Source organism: Azospirillum formosense (genome assembly GCF_013340925.1).
GTDB classification, from domain to species: Bacteria; Pseudomonadota; Alphaproteobacteria; order Azospirillales; family Azospirillaceae; genus Azospirillum; species Azospirillum formosense.
Genome location: NZ_WHOR01000127.1, coordinates 1 through 15,620, shown reverse-complemented (window position 1 = coordinate 15,620; position 15,620 = coordinate 1). Strand labels below are relative to the sequence as shown.

Genomic DNA, 15,620 nt, shown 5'->3' with positions numbered 1-15,620 from the left:
TGCCCCCGGACGCCGCCCATGCCCCTGCCTTCCGTGACGCGCAGCCTGTCGGCCAAGCTGCTGGTGCTGACCGTGCTGTTCGTCCTGCTGGCGGAGGTGCTGATCTACACGCCGTCCATCGCGCGCTACCGCCTGACCTATCTGGAGGAGCGGCTGGCCGCCGCCCATCTCGCCGCCCTGTCGGTGGAGGCGACGCCGGACATGATGGTGGCGATGGAGCTTCAGAACGAGCTGCTCGCCCATGTCGGCGCCCACGCGGTGGAGCTGATCCGGCCGGACAGCCGCGTCTACATGCTGTCCCGCTCCATGCCGCCGACGGTGGACGCCGTCTTCGACCTGCGAGCCACCATGGCGCCGCGGCTGGCCGCCGATGCCTTCATGGCGCTGGCCCAGCGGCGCGACCGGGTGATCCGGGTGATCGGGCCGTCGCCCAAGGACCCCGCCTTCCAGGTCGAGATGGTGATCGACGAGCGGCCGATGATCCAGGCGATGGTCGATTTCTCGGGCCGCATCCTGGCGCTGTCGGTGGCGATCTCGCTGATCGCGGCGGTTCTGGTCTTCGTCTCGCTGACCCGGCTGCTGGTGCGGCCGATGCGCCGCCTGACCGAGGGGCTGGTCGCCATCCGCCGCGACCCGGACGGCACGCCGCCCTTCCAGCCCAGCGCCCGCACGGACGAGATCGGCGTGGCCGAGCGCGAGCTTGCCGACATGCAGACCACCATCCGCAGCGCGCTGCGCCAGCGCGAGCGGCTGGCCGCGCTGGGCACCGCGGTCGCCAAGATCAACCACGACCTGCGCGCCATCCTGTCCACCGCCGCCCTGCTGTCGGAGCGGCTGGCCGAGAGCGCCGATCCGGAGGTGCGGCGGGTCACGCCGCGGCTGATGGCCTCCATCGACCGGGCGGTGGAGCTGTGCGGCCAGACGATGACCTACACCCGCGACGGCCTGCTGCCCCTGGCGCGGACCGCGGTGCCGCTGCGCCCGCTGGTCGAGGAGGCCGGGGCCGCGGCGCTGGCCGCGCTGCGCCCGGACGTCGTGCGCTCCGATGGGGAGCGGGCGGAGCTGCGCTGGGACAACCGGGTGCCGGAGGGGTTGACCGTCCGCGCCGACGCCGCCCAGTTCTCCCGCGCGCTGGTCAATCTGGGGCGCAACGCGGCGCAGGCGGGGGCCGGAGCGGTGACGGTGATGGTGGAGAACCGGCCCGGCGGCGGGCTGCTCCTGCTGGGGGCCGACGACGGGCCGGGCCTGCCGCCGCGGGCGCGGGACAACCTGTTCCAGCCCTTCGCCGGCTCCGCAAGGGCGGGCGGCGTCGGGCTGGGCCTCGCCATCGCGCGGGAGGTGCTGCGCGCCCATGGCGGCGATCTGCGGCTGGTGGAGAGCACCGCGGCGGGCACCGTCTTCGCCCTGGAGCTTCCCCCCGGATTCGTCGTGGAGGGCGCCGGCCGGGTGGGCGAAATGCCCACCTCGGATTCGCCCATCCCGGATTGATTTCCGGCGCCCGCTCCACCAGAATTCGCGGCACGGTCAACCCGTCGGCATCCCGCCGGGCGCACGCCCCGCGCGGGACCGGCAGCGAAGGAAGGGAACGGGACTTTGGAAGGCACGGGCAAGTGGATCACCGGGGGGATCCTGGGCTTCATGGCGTTCATCGGCCTGCTGGCGGCGTCGCGCGCGGCGGACACGGCGTTCTATTATGGCGGCTGGCTGCTGGCCATCGGCTGCATCGGGACGATCTTCATGATGGTCACGAAGCACTACAACCACATGGACGAGCAGATCGCCCGCCAGCGCGAGCAGGAATAACCGCGACACCCCTTCAACCGGTGGAGGCCGGGCATGCCGTGGGACCCCGAACAGTACGCACGGTTCGAGTCCTGGCGCCGCCGCCCGGCCCACGACCTCGTGGCGGCCCTGCCCTCCCTGACCCCGCGGACGGTGGTCGATCTCGGCTGCGGGGCCGGGCAGCTCGCCCGTCGGCTGGCCGAACGCTGGCCGGAAGCCGAGGTGCTGGGGGTGGACAATTCCCCCGCCATGCTGGAGCGCGCGCGGACCACGCCGTCCCGCGTGCGCTGGCTCCAGGCCGATCTGGGCGTCTGGCGTCCTGATCAGCCGGTCGATCTGCTGATCTCCAACGCCGCCCTGCACTGGCTGGACGGGCACGAGCGGCTGTTCCCGGAGCTGCTGCGGGCGCTGGCCCCCGGCGGGGTTCTGGCCGTGCAGATGCCCCGCAACTTCGAGGCGCCCTCGCACCGCCTGCTCTACGAGACGGCGGCGGACGGCCCCTGGGCCGAGCGGCTGGCGCCCGTCCTGCGCACCGCACCGGTGCACGCGCCCGACGTCTATTACGACTGGCTCGCCCCGCTCAGCCGCCGGCTGGACCTCTGGGAAACCGAGTATCTCCAGGTTCTTGAGGGCGACGACCCGGTCCTGGAATGGACGCGCGGCACGACGCTGCTGCCCGTCCTCGACACGCTGGCGGGCGCGGAGCTGGACGCTTTCCTGGCGGCCTACCGCGCCCGGCTGGACGCCGCCTATCCCCGGCGCCCCGACGGCCGCACGCTGTTTCCCTTCAAGCGGCTGTTCCTCGTGGCGCGGGTGTAGGCGGGGGGCTCCAAAGCGTCACGAGGCCGGCCGGGGCTGCTTGGCGGCGGTGAGGATGTTCGCCACGCCCACCGCGTTCATGTCGGCGCGGGTGCCGATGGCCGACAGCGACTCGCCGGGCTGCGCCTCGATGTTGGCGGCCTTGAGCGCCTGGATGGCCTTGTCGGGATCCAGCCCGAAGACCGGCGCCACCGTCGCCAGCGGGGCGTTCGCCACCGCCCGCATCATCGCGCCGGGGCCCCCGGTGGAAGCCGGGGTCCCGGTCATCGCCGTGAAGACCAGCGATCCGGCGACGCTGACCACGAAGGCCGACAGCGCCACGTTGCGCTTGAAATATTGAAGAAAGGCCGTCCAGTTGCGCGCCAGATGCCACAGGCCGATGGCGGAGAAGCCGACGCTGAGCCATTCGTGGGAGAAGCGCACCAGATTGCCGTTCCAGTGCAGCAGCAGCATGATTCCCGTCACCGTGGAGACGACGAACAGGACGATGGTCACCGGCGTGACGATCTGCCGGGTGATGGTGGAGGTGAGGGATGGCATGGGGGACGGCTCGCGGGTTGAACGGAATGCGGCCAAAATGGGGCCGGATTGTAACCGCTTGATGTCCCGCACCACCGCCGAACGTAACAGATTGTAACGGCGCCTTTCCCGCTCACGCCTTCTCGATGTAGGCCAGCAGCGGTTCCCAGTCAGCGCGGTGCTCGGCGGCGCGCTTGCCGGTCAGGTCGAACAGGCTGAGGCCGGAGGCCGCGGCGTCGGCGTAGATCTGGCTGTCGCGCAGGCGCGTCACCACGCTGTGCCCGACCCCGCCGAGGAACTGGTCCAGCCGGTCCGCCGCCTTGGTGCGGGCGCGCAGGCGGTTGCCGACCACCGCCACCGACTTGCGGTTCCTGGCGATCGACTTCAGCTCCTCCAGCTTGCCGAGGAAGCGCTGCGTCGCCTGCTCGTCGAAGGCGCTGGGCAGCACCGGCAGGACGACGACGTCGGCCATCCGCACCAGATCCTCGATCTGCCTGGTCTTCAGCGCGGCCGGCGCGTCGATGACGAGGCGCTGGATGCCCTTCGGCGCGTCGGACAGGTCCTTGGCCCAGTCCAGACCGACCAGGGCGGAGGCCGTGGCCGGGCGGCGGGCCAGCCAGCCGAGCGAGGAGCGCTGGCGGTCCACATCGGCCAGCGCCGTACTGTGCCCGGCGGCGGCGCAGGCGGCGGCGAGGTGGGTGGCGATCGTGGTCTTGCCGCAACCGCCCTTGATGTTGGCGACGAGGATGGTCCGCATGGGCGCGAAGATTACCCCTCCCGGTCGGGCTTTGACCAGAAAGCTTTCGCGTCGGCAAACTCCTCCCACAGGCCGCGGAGCGCCGTCTCGGATTCCGCCACGCCGCGGGCGTGCCAGCCGATGACGATGCCGGCGGCGCGCGGCTCGCCCGGCTCGGGGCGGCTGCCGTCGTCGTGCAGCTCGTGCAGCAGGCGGGTCGCCGTCGCCACGTCGTTCAGGTGGCCCAGCGCGTCCTGGAAGGCCGACAGGTCCTGGATGTAGCGGCGGGCCGGCTTGTCGTCGTAGAGGCTGCGGAAGAATTCCGCCGCGTAGCGCAGCTTCTTCAGGGCGATGCGCAGCTGATGCCGCTCGGTCACCGACAGGCTCGCGAAGCCATGGCCGGCGCGGCGGGCCTTCTTGGCGCGGCGCGCCAGCAGATGGTCGGCGAGATCCTCCACCGGGTCGAACAGGCGGGCGGAATGCTCGCTGACCGGCTGGTCGCGCCAGCCGCGCGACTCGACCCAGGCGCCGAATTTCAGCAGGAAGCTGGTGTAGCGCTCGGACCGGATGGCCTCGCGCACCCCCTCGTAGGCGCGGTCGCGGCGGGCGCGCGCCGCGGTGGCGAGCGCGTCGATGTCCTCCTGGAGCGGCTTGCCGTGGCCGTCGGCGCGGTGGAAGGAGTCCTTCACCGGCTCCAGCAGTTCGGCCAGGAAGACGTCCCAGTCGCGCGCCGGGCCAAGGCTGCCGCCCAGCCACTTCACCTCGCCGACCAGCCAGGCGTAGGAGTCGGCGGGGATGAAGTGCTTGAACAGGGCGAGCGCCGAGCGCAGGCGGCGCAGCGCCACGCGCATCTGGTGGACGCCCTCCGCGTCCTCGCCGATCAGGGTGACCGCCTCGTTCGCCAGCATGTGGCCGATGCAGGAGCGCAGGATGCGGGCCAGCGCGCCTTCCACCGTGGCGTCGCCGTCGAGCTCCAGCTTGCCCGCCTTGACCACCTTGTCCACCGTCCCGTCGGCGAGCGCGTAGCCGCGCTCCGCCTTGGTGCGCGGGTCGAGCCGCAGCGGGGCGGCCTGGGCCAGTTCCAGCGCCAGTTCGTAGAGGGCGGCGGCGGAGCCTTCGAGAAGCTCCAGCTCCACCTCCGACACCGGGATGGAGGCGCCGTCCGGGCTGCGGATCTCGCCGCTGTCGAAGGCGACCTCGATGCGGGTGGCGGTTTCGCCCTCGCCCATCGTCACCACGCGGACGGTGCGCTGGATCACCGTGGTGAACAGCGGCTGCAACTCCGCCGCGCTGATCGGGCCCAGCAGGTCCAGCGCCTCTTGCGATTCGATGGCCGACAGGTCGGGGGCCGGTCCGGCGACCGGATGCTCCCACTCCGCCCGGCCGAGCTCGCCGCGCTCCGGCGCGCCCTTGACCGTCTGAAGGAACTGGTTGCCAACCTTGCGCACGCGCAACGTCACCAGACGCCCGGCCAGACGCCGGTCGGCGGTGTCGTAATAGGTGCTTTCCAGGGTCTTGGTGCCGGCTTTTCCCTTGGCGCGGGATGCGACCGCCGGGCAGGACCGGAGCTTCGCCATGTCTTCGGCCCTGACGGCCAGCTTCAGCTCGGTTTCCCGGTTGGACTCCGCTTCGACCACCATTCGTGCCCCGTCGTTTCCGGTGGGTCCCCGTTTTGCACAGGCCCCAGCCACGGTCAAGTTACAGAACCATGACGCTTTTGTTGCAGTCCCCGCAATCAGGGGTCCGTCTTTTCCAACACCAGGAGCTTGGACATGTAGGCGAGCGACGTCTCACGCAGGCGCAACCCGGCGGCGGCGAACAGGGCGGGCAGGTCGTCGCGGGCGTAATGGGCGTAGAAGGGCTCGTGGAAGGACTGCGGGAAGCGGTCGATCAGCCCGTCCATCATCGGGTTGTCGCCGTACTGCACGCTGTCCATGAAGACCAGGATGCCGCCGGGCTTCAGCGCGCGGGCCATCTCGGCGGCGGCCTGGGCGCGGATCTTCGGCGGCAGTTCGTGGAACAGGTAGATGCAGGTCACGATGTCCTGCGACCCGGTGGCCAGCGGGATCGCCTCCGCCGCCGCCTGGACCAGCGCGCTGCTGCGCGCCCAGGGGGCGAGGTTGCGCCGCGCCTCGCGCAGATAGGCCGGGGAGAGGTCGAGCGCGGTGACCGGCAGGCGCGGGTGGTTGTCCTTCACGAAGGTCAGAAAGCGCCCTGTCCCGGCGGCCACGTCGAGCAGACGGCAGTCCGCGCTGCGGCGCGTCTTCAAGTGTTCGAAGATCGGCACCAGGACCTGACGGCGCATGGCATCGGCCCCGCCGCCGAACAGCACCTCCACCTGATGGTCGTAGAGGCGGGCGCTCTCTTCGGTCAGGTAGCCGCCGGACTGGTAATGGAAGTTCTGGCGGTAGTAGGCGGGCAGCCCCCCGCTGCCAGGCGGCGGGTTGGCGCGCACCTCCACCGCCGCGTGGTCGCGGCGGCGGCGCGACACCTCCGGCACGTCGCGAAAGAAGGCGGCGGCGTCGGTCAGCAGCCGGCGCGGGTCGGGCAGCAGGTCGTGCGGCAGGCGGTAGTAGCCCGCCTCGATGTTGGCGAGGTCGCGGGCCAGCAGGGCGCGCAACTCCTCCAAAATCGCGCGGGTGCCGGGCACCGGACGCCCGCCGGGCGGGGTGGTCCGCGGCGGTCCGGTGATCCGTCGGCCGATCCGCGCGGCCATCATGTACTGGCCGAGGAACCAGGCGACGCGGGCGGACTGGCTGGCCGCATAAGCCAGCCGGGGGGCCAGCCGGGCGGAGGACGGCGAGGTGAGTCTGTTCATGAAGATAGAGATGGGATCGGCGGTCCCGCCCGCCCAGAGCCCTGTCTTTTCGCCGCATGGGGCAACCGGTCGCCCACGCGGGCCGTTGCAAAGCGGACGTCCCTGTGCTGGATTGCCCGGCAAAAGTTCAACCCGCAGGGACAGCAGCCATGACCGAGTTCAACACCATCGACGACCTCGACGTGAACGGCAAGACGGTGCTGGTGCGTGCCGACCTCAACGTCCCGATGCAGGACGGCAAGGTCTCCGACACGACCCGCATCGACCGTCTGGCGCCGACTCTGACCGAGCTGGCGAAGAAGGGTGCGAAGGTCGTGGTGCTGTCGCACTTCGGTCGCCCGAAGAACGGCCCGGACGCCAAGAACTCGCTGCGCAACGTGCTGGACGCGCTGAGCGCCGCCGTCGGCCAGACCGTCGCCTTCGGCGAGGATTGCGTCGGCGAAAAGGCCAAGGCCGCCATCGACAGTGTCCAGCCGGGCGCCATCGTGCTGCTGGAGAACACCCGCTTCCACGCGGAAGAGGAAAAGAACGATCCGGCTTTCGCCAAGCGGATCGCCGCTCTGGGCGACCTCTACGTCAACGACGCCTTCTCCGCCGCGCACCGCGCCCACGCCTCGACCGAGGGCGTCGCCCAGTATCTGCCCGCCGCCGCGGGCCGCCTGATGCAGGCCGAGCTTGAGGCGCTGACCAAGGCGCTGGAGAAGCCGGAGCGCCCGGTGGCCGCCGTCGTCGGCGGCGCCAAGATCTCCACCAAGCTGGACCTGCTCGGCAACCTCGTGAAGAAGGTCGACATGCTGGCGCTGGGCGGCGGCATGGCCAACACCTTCCTCTTCGCCCAGGGCGTGGATGTCGGGGCCTCGCTCTGCGAGAAGGACATGGCCGATCAGGCCCGCGCCATCACGGAGACCGCCAAGGCCGCCAACTGCGAGCTGCTGCTGCCCAAGGACTTCATCGTCGCCAAGGAGTTCAAGGCCGGTGCGGCCCACCGCGCCGTTCCGGCGGACGGCATCGGCGCCGACGAGATGGCTCTGGACGTCGGCCCGAAGACGGTCGAGTTCCTCGGCCTGAAGCTCCAGGGTGCGAAGACGGTGGTGTGGAACGGCCCGCTCGGCGCCTTCGAGATCCAGCCCTTCGACGCCGGCACCAACGCCGTCGCCGGCCTCGTCGCCGAGCGCACGTCGGAAGGCGGCCTGCTGTCGGTGGCCGGCGGCGGCGACACCGTGTCGGCGCTGGCCCATGCCGGTGTGGATGAGAAGTTCACCTACATCTCCGCCGCCGGCGGCGCCTTCCTGGAGTGGCTGGAAGGCAAGGACCTGCCGGGCGTCGCCGCGCTGAAGAAGTAAGGTTCGTTGAGGGGTGGGTGGTCGAGACGGGCCCCCACCCTTCCCACGGCTTCGCCGCGGGCCCCTTCCCTCTCCCGCTCCGCAGGAGAGGGAGCCTCATCCCCTCCCCTGCGATAGCGGGGGAGGGTTAGGGAGGGGGCAATGCTTCCCTCACAAAAACACGTATCTCACAACGGCCGCCGCGCCTTCAGTGCCGCGGTCAGCGTCCCGTCGTCGAGATAGTCCAGTTCTCCGCCCACCGGCACGCCGTGGGCCAGACGGGACACGGACACCCCGCTGCCGGACAGGCGGTCGGTCACCACATGGGCGGTGGTCTGGCCGTCCACCGTGGCGTTCAGCGCCAGGATGACCTCGGTCACCGCCGGGTCCTTCGCGCGCTCCACCAGGGACGGGATGTTCAAATCGTCCGGCCCCACCCCCTGCAAGGCCGACAGCGTGCCGCCCAGCACATGGTAGGTGCCGTGGAAGGCGCGCGTGCGCTCCAGCGCCCAGAGGTCGCCGGCGTCCTCCACCACGCAGATGGTCGAGCGGTCGCGGCTGTGGTCGGAACAGACGGAGCAGGGGTCGCGGCTGTCGAGGTTGCCGCAGACCGAGCAATTGCGGATGGCCTCCGCGGCGAGCGCCATGGACTCGGACAGCGGCACCAGCAGGCTGTCGCGGCGCTTCATCAGGTGCAGCGCCGCCCGCCGCGCCGACCGCGGCCCCAGCCCCGGCAGCTTGGACAGGAGCTGGATCAGGCGCTCGATTTCAGGTCCGATCATTCACGGCTTCGTTGAAACGGCTTCGCGGATTTCAAAGGGCGGCCGGGCCGCGTTCGGCCCGGCCATGACAACTCAGAACGGCAGCTTCATGCCCGGCGGCAGCTTCATCCCGCCCATCAGGTTCTGGGTCTCGTTGGCGACGTGCTGCTCCACCTTGGCCTTGGCGTCGTTGAAGGCGGCGATGATCAGGTCTTCCAGGACCTCGATGTCCTCCGGATCGACGATCGACTTGTCGAGCTTGATCTTCTTCATCTCGCCCTTGCCGTTGACCGTCACGTTGACCATGCCGGCGCCCGACTGGCCGGTCATCTCGACCTCGCCCAGGCGGGCCTGCATCTCCTGCATCTTGGCCTGCATCTGCTGGGCCTGCTTCATCATCTGGCCGAGGTTCTTCATGGGTCAGAAATCTCCTTCATCGTCGAGCGGGTAATAAACCCCGTCGTCCTGCTGCATGACCATAAGGTCGGGATTCTCCCCGTCATCCGCAACCTGGGGCTCGGCCTCGACCGCCGCCTTGAGGTCGCGGACATCGGTGATCTTCGCGCCGGGAAAGGCGTCCAGAACGGCGCGCACCACCGGATGCGCCTCCGCCTCCTCCAGAGCACGCCGCTGAGCGGCCTGCTCCTGCTGGATCAGCGTCGGCTCGCCCGGCGCGTCCGAGACGATGACGACCCAGCGCTGGCCGGTCCATTCCGTCAACAGCTGGCCGACGCGATTCGGCAACGTCGACGGGGCCAGGGTCGTCAGCCGCAGTTCCAGCCGCCCCGGCTCCAGGCGCACCAGATGGACGCTGCCGGTCAGATGGCCGTAGAGCGCGCCCTCGCGCTTCTCCGCGAAGACCTGGACCAGCGTGCGGAAGTCGCGCGGCATCGCCACGCGCTCCTCGTCCGCCACGGCCACGGCCGGCACGGGCTGAGGCGACGGCTGCAGGCTCGGTTGCTGGCTTGGCTGTGATTGGGCGACGGCGCGCACGGCGGAGCCGCCCACCGCCACCGGCCCGCCACCGGGGCCGCGCGGCGCGGAACCGCCACCGCCTTGTCCACCCTGCCCGCCACCGTTCTGCACATTCTGGAACTGGCGGATCAGGTCGCCCGGAGTCGGCATATCGGCGGCGTAGGACAGCCGCACGATGACCATCTCCAGCGCCTGCTGCGGCACCGGGGCCGCCTGCACCTCGCCCAGCCCCTTCAGCAGGAGCTGCCACGCGCGGGTCAGCGCCGGCATGCCGAGCTTGGCCGACAGGGCGGCGCCGCGGGTGCGCTCCGCCTCCGGCAGGCCGGGGTCGTTGGCGCTGTCCGGCACGACCTTCAGCCGCGTCAGATTGTGCACGAGGTCGAGAAGGTCCTGGAGGATCACCACCGGATCGGCGCCGACGCGGTGCAGGTCGGACAGCAGATCCATCGCCTCTGCCGGCTTGGCCGAGACGGCGGCCTCGAACAGGTCGATCACCTTGCTGCGGTCGGCCAGACCCAGCATGTCGCGGACCTGCTGCGCGGTCACCGTGCCGGCGGCCAGCGCGATGGCCTGGTCGAGCAGCGACAACCCGTCGCGCACCGACCCGTCGGCGGCCCGCGCGATCAGAGATGCTGCGTCCGGCTCGATCCCCGCCCCCTCCAGGCCGGTGATGCGGGTGAAATGCTCCTTCAGCACCTGGGCGTCGACGCGCCGCAGGTCGAAGCGCTGGCAGCGCGAGAGCACCGTCACCGGCACCTTGCGGATCTCGGTGGTGGCGAAGACGAACTTCACATGGGCCGGCGGTTCCTCCAGCGTCTTCAAAAGCGCGTTGAACGCGCTCTTGGAGAGCATGTGGACCTCGTCGATGATGTAGAGCTTGTAGCGCGCCGAGACGGGGGCGTAGCGCACGCCGTCGATGATCTCGCGGATGTCGTCCACGCCGGTGTGGCTGGCGGCGTCCATCTCCATCACGTCGACGTGGCGGTCCTCGGCGATGGCGCGGCAGTTGTCGCAGACGCCGCAGGGCGTCACCGTCGGCCCGCCGGTGCCGTCCGGCCCGGTGCAGTTCAGCGCGCGGGCGATGATGCGGGCGGTGGTCGTCTTGCCCACGCCGCGCACGCCGGTCAGCATGAAGGCTTGGGCGATGCGGCCCGAATGGATGGCGTTGGTCAGGGTGCGGACGAGCGCATCCTGCCCGATCAGCTCGGCAAAGCTCTTCGGACGGTATTTCCGCGCCAGAACCCGGTAGGCAAGGCCCCCGGACGCTCCGGAAACGGAAGAGGATGCATCGGCAACGGTGGTATCGGTCACGCGGCTGGCCCGGTAATCGGCTTCACGACGGAGCGCAGAATAGCGTCACGGCACGGGGCTGTCGCCGTTTCAATTCGCTGCAGGACTTTATGGGGAAGGTGGGAGACTGGACGAACGACCCGAGCCGAAACTCGTTACGGCTGCTTCCTTCCGGACCTGACCGGGTTGGCGAGGGACTCGTCCGCCGCCAGCCTCCCGCGCCTTATATCGGCGATAAGGCCGCCCTATGCAAGGCCAATCTGCCGGCTTTCCGGTTGAGACGGAACGAAAAAGCCCCGCGTCCGGCGGAACGCGGGGCTTTTGCCTGTTTCCCGGATGGGACCGCTGCGGGTTACTGCGGCAGCGGCGCCGGGCTGTCGGACAGCGAGCGCAGATAGGCGATGATGTTCGCCCGGTCCTGGTCCTTCTTGACGCCGGCGAAGGTCATCTTGGTGCCCGGCGCGTAGGCCTTCGGGTCGTAGAGGAAGTGGTTCAGCTCGTCGTAGTTCCAAGGACCGGCCTTGCCCTTGATGGCGTCGGAATAGGCGAAGCCGTCCAGATGGCCGTGCGGGGCGCCGACGATGCCGTAGAGGTTCGGGCCGACCTTGTTCGGGCCGCCCTTGTCGAAGCTGTGGCAGGCGGCGCAGGCCTTGGCTGCGGACTGGCCGGCGGCGGCGTCGGCCTTGGCGAGCAGCGGGGCGATCTCGGCGGGGCCGGACGGGGCGGCGCCACCGCTGGGGGCCGGAGCGGCGCCCTCCGGCATGGCGACCACATAGGCGGGTTTCTCAGGCGTCTTCGGGTGCACCAGAACTTCCGCGGCGAAGCCGGCCAACATGGCGATCAGACCCGCCAGCAGCACGGCGCCGAAAATCTTGTTCCACTCCATGCTCATAACGTCTTGTTCCCCTTTTTTGTCGTGCCGCGGGCCCGTCGCCAGGGCTGGCTGGTTCTCCGCCGCACGATAGCGTGACCGCGGCGGCTTGTCACCGCTTCGGCCCCCTCCCTTGCCACAGGAATATCGGTTCCCCGACTGTTGGCCAGTTGAATATTGGAGTGACGCCGCTTGACGCAAAGGGCGATCCATGGTTCACCCGCGCCACCTTTCCGATGCGACAGGGGGCCGTTCCATCATGAACGCCGACATGAACGCCAGCGCAGACACCCGGGGCACGGCGAACCCGCCGCCCTCAAATCCCCCACCCTCAAATCCCATCGTGGTCATTCCCGCCCGCATGGCCTCCACCCGCCTGCCGGGGAAGCCGCTGGCCGACATCGGCGGCGCGCCGATGATCGTGCAGGTGTGGCGCCGCGCCATGGAGGCGGAGATCGGCCCGGTGGTGGTCGCCTGCGCCGAGCCGGAAATCGCCGCGGCGGTGGAGACGGCGGGCGGCACGGCCGTGCTGACCCGGCCCGACCATCCCTCGGGCTCCGACCGCATCTTCGAGGCGGTCAGCCTGCTTGACCCGGAGGGGAAGTACGACGCGGTGGTGAATGTGCAGGGCGACCTGCCGACCATCGAACCCGCCGTGGTGCGCGCCGCCTTCGCCCCGCTGTCCGACCCCCAGGTGGACATCGCCACGCTGGTGGTGGAAATCACGCGGGAGGAGGAGCGCACCGACCCCAACGTGGTGAAGGCCATCCTGGAGCTGCCGCCCGGCGCCCGGCGGGGCCGCGCCCTCTATTTCAGCCGCGCCACCGCCCCCTGGGGCGACGGGCCGCTGTTCCACCACATCGGGCTCTACGCCTACCGCCGCGCCGCATTGGAGCGCTACGTCCGGCTGCCGCCCTCGGCGCTGGAGCAGCGGGAGCGGCTGGAGCAGCTCCGCGCCCTGGCCTTCGGGATGCGCATCGACGCCGCCGTCGTTGACGCGGTTCCGCTCGGCGTCGATACTCCCGCCGACCTGGAGCGCGCCCGCGCGATCCTCGCCAAGCGCACCCCCCTTTAAAAGAAGACCTCCCGATGACGACCTCGAACGTGATCGCCTTCCAGGGCCTGCCCGGCGCCTATTCGGACCTGTCCTGCCGGACGGTCTTTCCGGAGATGACGACGCTGCCCTGCGCCACGTTCGAGGACGCCTTCGCCGCCGTGCGCGAGGGGCGCGCGGCGCTCGCCATGATCCCGGTGGAAAACTCCATCGCCGGGCGCGTGGCCGACAACCACCATCTGCTGCCCGAAGGCGGCCTGCACATCATCGGCGAGCATTTCCAGCGGGTGAACCACCAGCTCCTCGCCCCGAAGGGCGCGACTCTGGCCGGGCTGAAGACGGTGCGCAGCCACATCCAGGCGCTGTCCCAGTGCCGCAACATGACGCGGGAGCTGGGGCTGACGGCGATCTCCCACGCCGACACCGCGGGCGCCGCCGCCGAGATCGCCAAGCTGGGCGACCCGCAGCACGCCGCCATCGCCTCCTCGCTGGCCGCCGACATCTACGGGCTGGACATCCTGAAGGGCGGCATCGAGGACGCGGAGCACAACACCACCCGTTTCCTGATCCTGTCCCGCGAGCCGAAGACCCCGCCGCTGCCCGCCGAAGGGACCGGGGCCAAGATCATCACCACCTTCGTCTTCCGCGTGCGCAGTGTGCCGGCCGCCCTCTACAAGGCGCTGGGCGGCTTCGCCACCAACGGCATCAACATGACGAAGCTGGAAAGCTACATGGTCGGCGGGCACTTCACCCAGACCCAGTTCTACGCCGACGTGGAGGGCCATCCGGAGGAGCGCTCCCTGCGTCTGGCGCTGGAGGAGCTGGCCTTCTTCGCCCGCGCCGGCGAGGTGAAGATCCTGGGCGTCTACCCCGCCAACCCCTTCCGCTACCAGGAAAGCCAGCGCATCGGCGAGGATTGAGGGACGGGGCGGGCCGCGCTTGCCCCCACCCTTCCCACGGCTGCGCCGCGGGCCCCTTCCCTCCCCCGCTCTCGCAGGGGAGGGGGCAGAACGCCCCGGCCCTCAGTGCACCACGCCGGCCGCCGCGGCGTCCGGCTTGTCGAAGCGGCCCAGCCGGTCGATCAGCGTGGCGCTGGCCTCGTTCATGCCGACCACCCGCACATCGGCACCGCTTCGGCGCAGGCGCTCCACCGCCTTGTCGATGGCGGCGACGGCGGTCAGGTCCCAGAAATGGGCGTGCGTCAGGTCGACCAGCACCTGTTCGACTCCCCCCGGAAGCGTCCCGAAGGACCGGACGAAGCGGTCCGCCGACCCGAAGAATATCTGGCCATGGGCGTGGTAGGTGCGCTGGCGCCCGTCGACGCTGTCCTCGACCCGCACACCGGCGTGGCGGGCGACCTTGCGGACGAACAGCACCGCGCTCAGCAGAACGCCGACGAAGACGCCCTTCGACAGGTCGTGGGTCGCCACGATGGTCCCGGTCGTCACCAGCATGACGAGGGTGGAGCCCGCCGGCACGGTGGCGATGCGGCGCAGCGAGCCCCAGTCGAAGGTGTTGACCGACACCATGATCATCACCGCGACCAGCGCCGCCATGGGAATGCGCACCAGCCAGTCCTGGAGCGCCACCACCAGCACCAGCAGGACGCTGCCCGCGACGAAGGCCGACAGACGCCCGCGCCCGCCGGACGTCACGTTGATGACCGACTGCCCGATCATGGCGCAGCCGGCCATGCCGCCGAACAGGCCGGCGACGATGTTCGCGATGCCCTGGCCGCGCGCCTCGCGGTTCTTGTCGCTTCGGGTGTCGGTCAGGTCGTCCACGATGGCGGCGGTCAGCAGCGACTCCAGCAGGCCGACGAAGCTCAGCGTCAGGGACACCGGCAGGACGATCCACAGCGTCTCCAGCGTCAGCGGCACGTTGGGCAGCGCGAAACCGGGCAGTTCGGTGGGGAGTTGGCCCATGTCGCCCACCGTCCGCACGTCGGCGCCGGTCATCACCGCCACGGCGGTCAGCAGGGCGATGGCGATCAGCGGGGCGGGCACCGCCTTGGTCAGGCGCGGCCAGCCGACCAGGATGGCCAGACCGGCGGCGACCATCGCGTAGGTCTGCCACGTCACGCCGATCAGCTCCGGCGTCTGGGCCATGAAGATCAGGATGGCCAGCGCGTTGACGAAGCCGGTCATCACCGAGCGCGACACGAAGCGCATGTAGCGCCCGAGCTGCAGCGCGCCGAGTGCGATCTGGATGACGCCGGTCAGCAGCGTCGCCGCCAGCAGATAGTCCAGCCCGTGGTTCTTCACCAGATCCGCCATGACCAGCGCCATCGCGCCGGTCGCCGCGGAAATCATGCCGGGGCGGCCGCCGACGATGGCGATGGTCACCGCGATGCAGAAGGAGGCGTAAAGCCCGACCTTCGGATCGACGCCCGCGATGATGGAAAAGGCGATCGCTTCGGGAATGAGGGCGAGCGCCACGACGAGTCCGGCCAGGACATCGCCGCGCGTGTTGCCCAACCACTCCGAGCGGAGTCGTTGCACGTCGAGAGTCATCGGTTCCTACAGGGAAATCCGTTCGGGAAAGGGCACCGTAAGCCGCGCCCCGGCCGGCACGGGGCGGGGGCGTTCAAAGCCGCGGGGGCTTTGAAGGATCAGAGGATCAAGGCGGCGTGTTGCGGTGCAGCATGTAAGAACACTAACAAATGGGGCGGGG

General features: G+C 70.2%; 15 protein-coding genes and 1 other RNA gene. 6 read left to right on the top strand and 10 right to left on the bottom strand.

Annotated features, from left to right (window positions below):
* Positions 1-18: 18 nt before the first annotated feature.
* The 3 genes from GBZ26_RS16955 (at position 19) to GBZ26_RS16945 (ending at position 2,601) form a co-directional block, all read left to right on the top strand.
* Positions 19-1,488 (top strand): sensor histidine kinase, encoded by a 1,470-nt coding sequence (locus GBZ26_RS16955; protein ID WP_174439836.1) that lies wholly within the window; start codon positions 19-21, stop codon positions 1,486-1,488.
* A 150-nt stretch (positions 1,489-1,638) separates the two neighbouring features.
* A complete protein-coding gene (locus GBZ26_RS16950) occupies positions 1,639-1,803 on the top strand; it encodes a hypothetical protein (RefSeq protein WP_160174793.1) in 165 nt (54 codons plus the stop codon).
* Between the two features lie 33 nt (positions 1,804-1,836).
* On the top strand, positions 1,837-2,601 hold the full coding sequence (locus tag GBZ26_RS16945; protein ID WP_174439835.1) for a methyltransferase domain-containing protein: 765 nt from the start codon (positions 1,837-1,839) through the stop codon (positions 2,599-2,601).
* 18 nt (positions 2,602-2,619) lie between these two features.
* Here GBZ26_RS16945 and GBZ26_RS16940 read toward each other — a convergent pair whose 3' ends face one another.
* From GBZ26_RS16940 to GBZ26_RS16925, 4 genes are all read right to left on the bottom strand, one after another.
* Positions 2,620-3,141 (bottom strand): DUF4405 domain-containing protein, encoded by a 522-nt coding sequence (locus GBZ26_RS16940; RefSeq protein ID WP_174439834.1) that lies wholly within the window; start codon positions 3,139-3,141, stop codon positions 2,620-2,622.
* A 112-nt stretch (positions 3,142-3,253) separates the two neighbouring features.
* Positions 3,254-3,877 (bottom strand): ParA family protein, encoded by a 624-nt coding sequence (locus tag GBZ26_RS16935; protein ID WP_174439833.1) that lies wholly within the window; start codon positions 3,875-3,877, stop codon positions 3,254-3,256.
* 11 nt (positions 3,878-3,888) lie between these two features.
* The gene (locus GBZ26_RS16930; protein ID WP_174439832.1) at positions 3,889-5,496 is read right to left on the bottom strand and encodes a CYTH and CHAD domain-containing protein; all 1,608 of its coding nucleotides are present in this window, start codon (positions 5,494-5,496) and stop codon (positions 3,889-3,891) included.
* A gap of 95 nt (positions 5,497-5,591) precedes the next feature.
* Entirely contained in the window at positions 5,592-6,674 is a 1,083-nt protein-coding gene (locus GBZ26_RS16925; protein ID WP_174439831.1) for a class I SAM-dependent methyltransferase, read from the bottom strand.
* A 149-nt stretch (positions 6,675-6,823) separates the two neighbouring features.
* Here GBZ26_RS16925 and GBZ26_RS16920 point away from each other — a divergent pair, with 149 nt between their 5' ends.
* A complete protein-coding gene (locus GBZ26_RS16920; RefSeq protein ID WP_174439830.1) occupies positions 6,824-8,017 on the top strand; it encodes a phosphoglycerate kinase in 1,194 nt (397 codons plus the stop codon).
* A gap of 167 nt (positions 8,018-8,184) precedes the next feature.
* Here the strand turns inward: GBZ26_RS16920 and recR are convergent, their stop codons facing one another.
* The 5 genes from recR to GBZ26_RS16895 form a co-directional block, all read right to left on the bottom strand.
* Positions 8,185-8,778: a recombination mediator RecR gene (gene recR, locus GBZ26_RS16915; RefSeq protein ID WP_014239410.1), complete on the bottom strand. Its 594-nt coding sequence runs from the start codon at positions 8,776-8,778 to the stop codon at positions 8,185-8,187.
* A 72-nt stretch (positions 8,779-8,850) separates the two neighbouring features.
* Entirely contained in the window at positions 8,851-9,174 is a 324-nt protein-coding gene (locus tag GBZ26_RS16910; protein ID WP_014239409.1) for a YbaB/EbfC family nucleoid-associated protein, read from the bottom strand.
* Between the two features lie 3 nt (positions 9,175-9,177).
* The gene (locus GBZ26_RS16905) at positions 9,178-11,043 is read right to left on the bottom strand and encodes a DNA polymerase III subunit gamma/tau (RefSeq protein WP_174439829.1); all 1,866 of its coding nucleotides are present in this window, start codon (positions 11,041-11,043) and stop codon (positions 9,178-9,180) included.
* A gap of 98 nt (positions 11,044-11,141) precedes the next feature.
* Positions 11,142-11,239, bottom strand: an RNA gene (gene ffs / locus GBZ26_RS16900) — signal recognition particle sRNA small type.
* Positions 11,240-11,374: 135 nt separating this feature from the next.
* On the bottom strand, positions 11,375-11,914 hold the full coding sequence (locus tag GBZ26_RS16895; RefSeq protein WP_035671377.1) for a c-type cytochrome: 540 nt from the start codon (positions 11,912-11,914) through the stop codon (positions 11,375-11,377).
* A 250-nt stretch (positions 11,915-12,164) separates the two neighbouring features.
* Here GBZ26_RS16895 and GBZ26_RS16890 point away from each other — a divergent pair, with 250 nt between their 5' ends.
* Positions 12,165-12,968 (top strand): 3-deoxy-manno-octulosonate cytidylyltransferase, encoded by an 804-nt coding sequence (locus GBZ26_RS16890; RefSeq protein WP_174439837.1) that lies wholly within the window; start codon positions 12,165-12,167, stop codon positions 12,966-12,968.
* A gap of 14 nt (positions 12,969-12,982) precedes the next feature.
* Positions 12,983-13,867, top strand: coding sequence for a prephenate dehydratase (locus GBZ26_RS16885; protein WP_035671375.1), 885 nt, complete (start codon positions 12,983-12,985; stop codon positions 13,865-13,867).
* 102 nt (positions 13,868-13,969) lie between these two features.
* Here GBZ26_RS16885 and GBZ26_RS16880 read toward each other — a convergent pair whose 3' ends face one another.
* On the bottom strand, positions 13,970-15,460 hold the full coding sequence (locus GBZ26_RS16880) for a SulP family inorganic anion transporter (protein ID WP_174439828.1): 1,491 nt from the start codon (positions 15,458-15,460) through the stop codon (positions 13,970-13,972).
* Positions 15,461-15,620 lie beyond the last annotated feature (160 nt).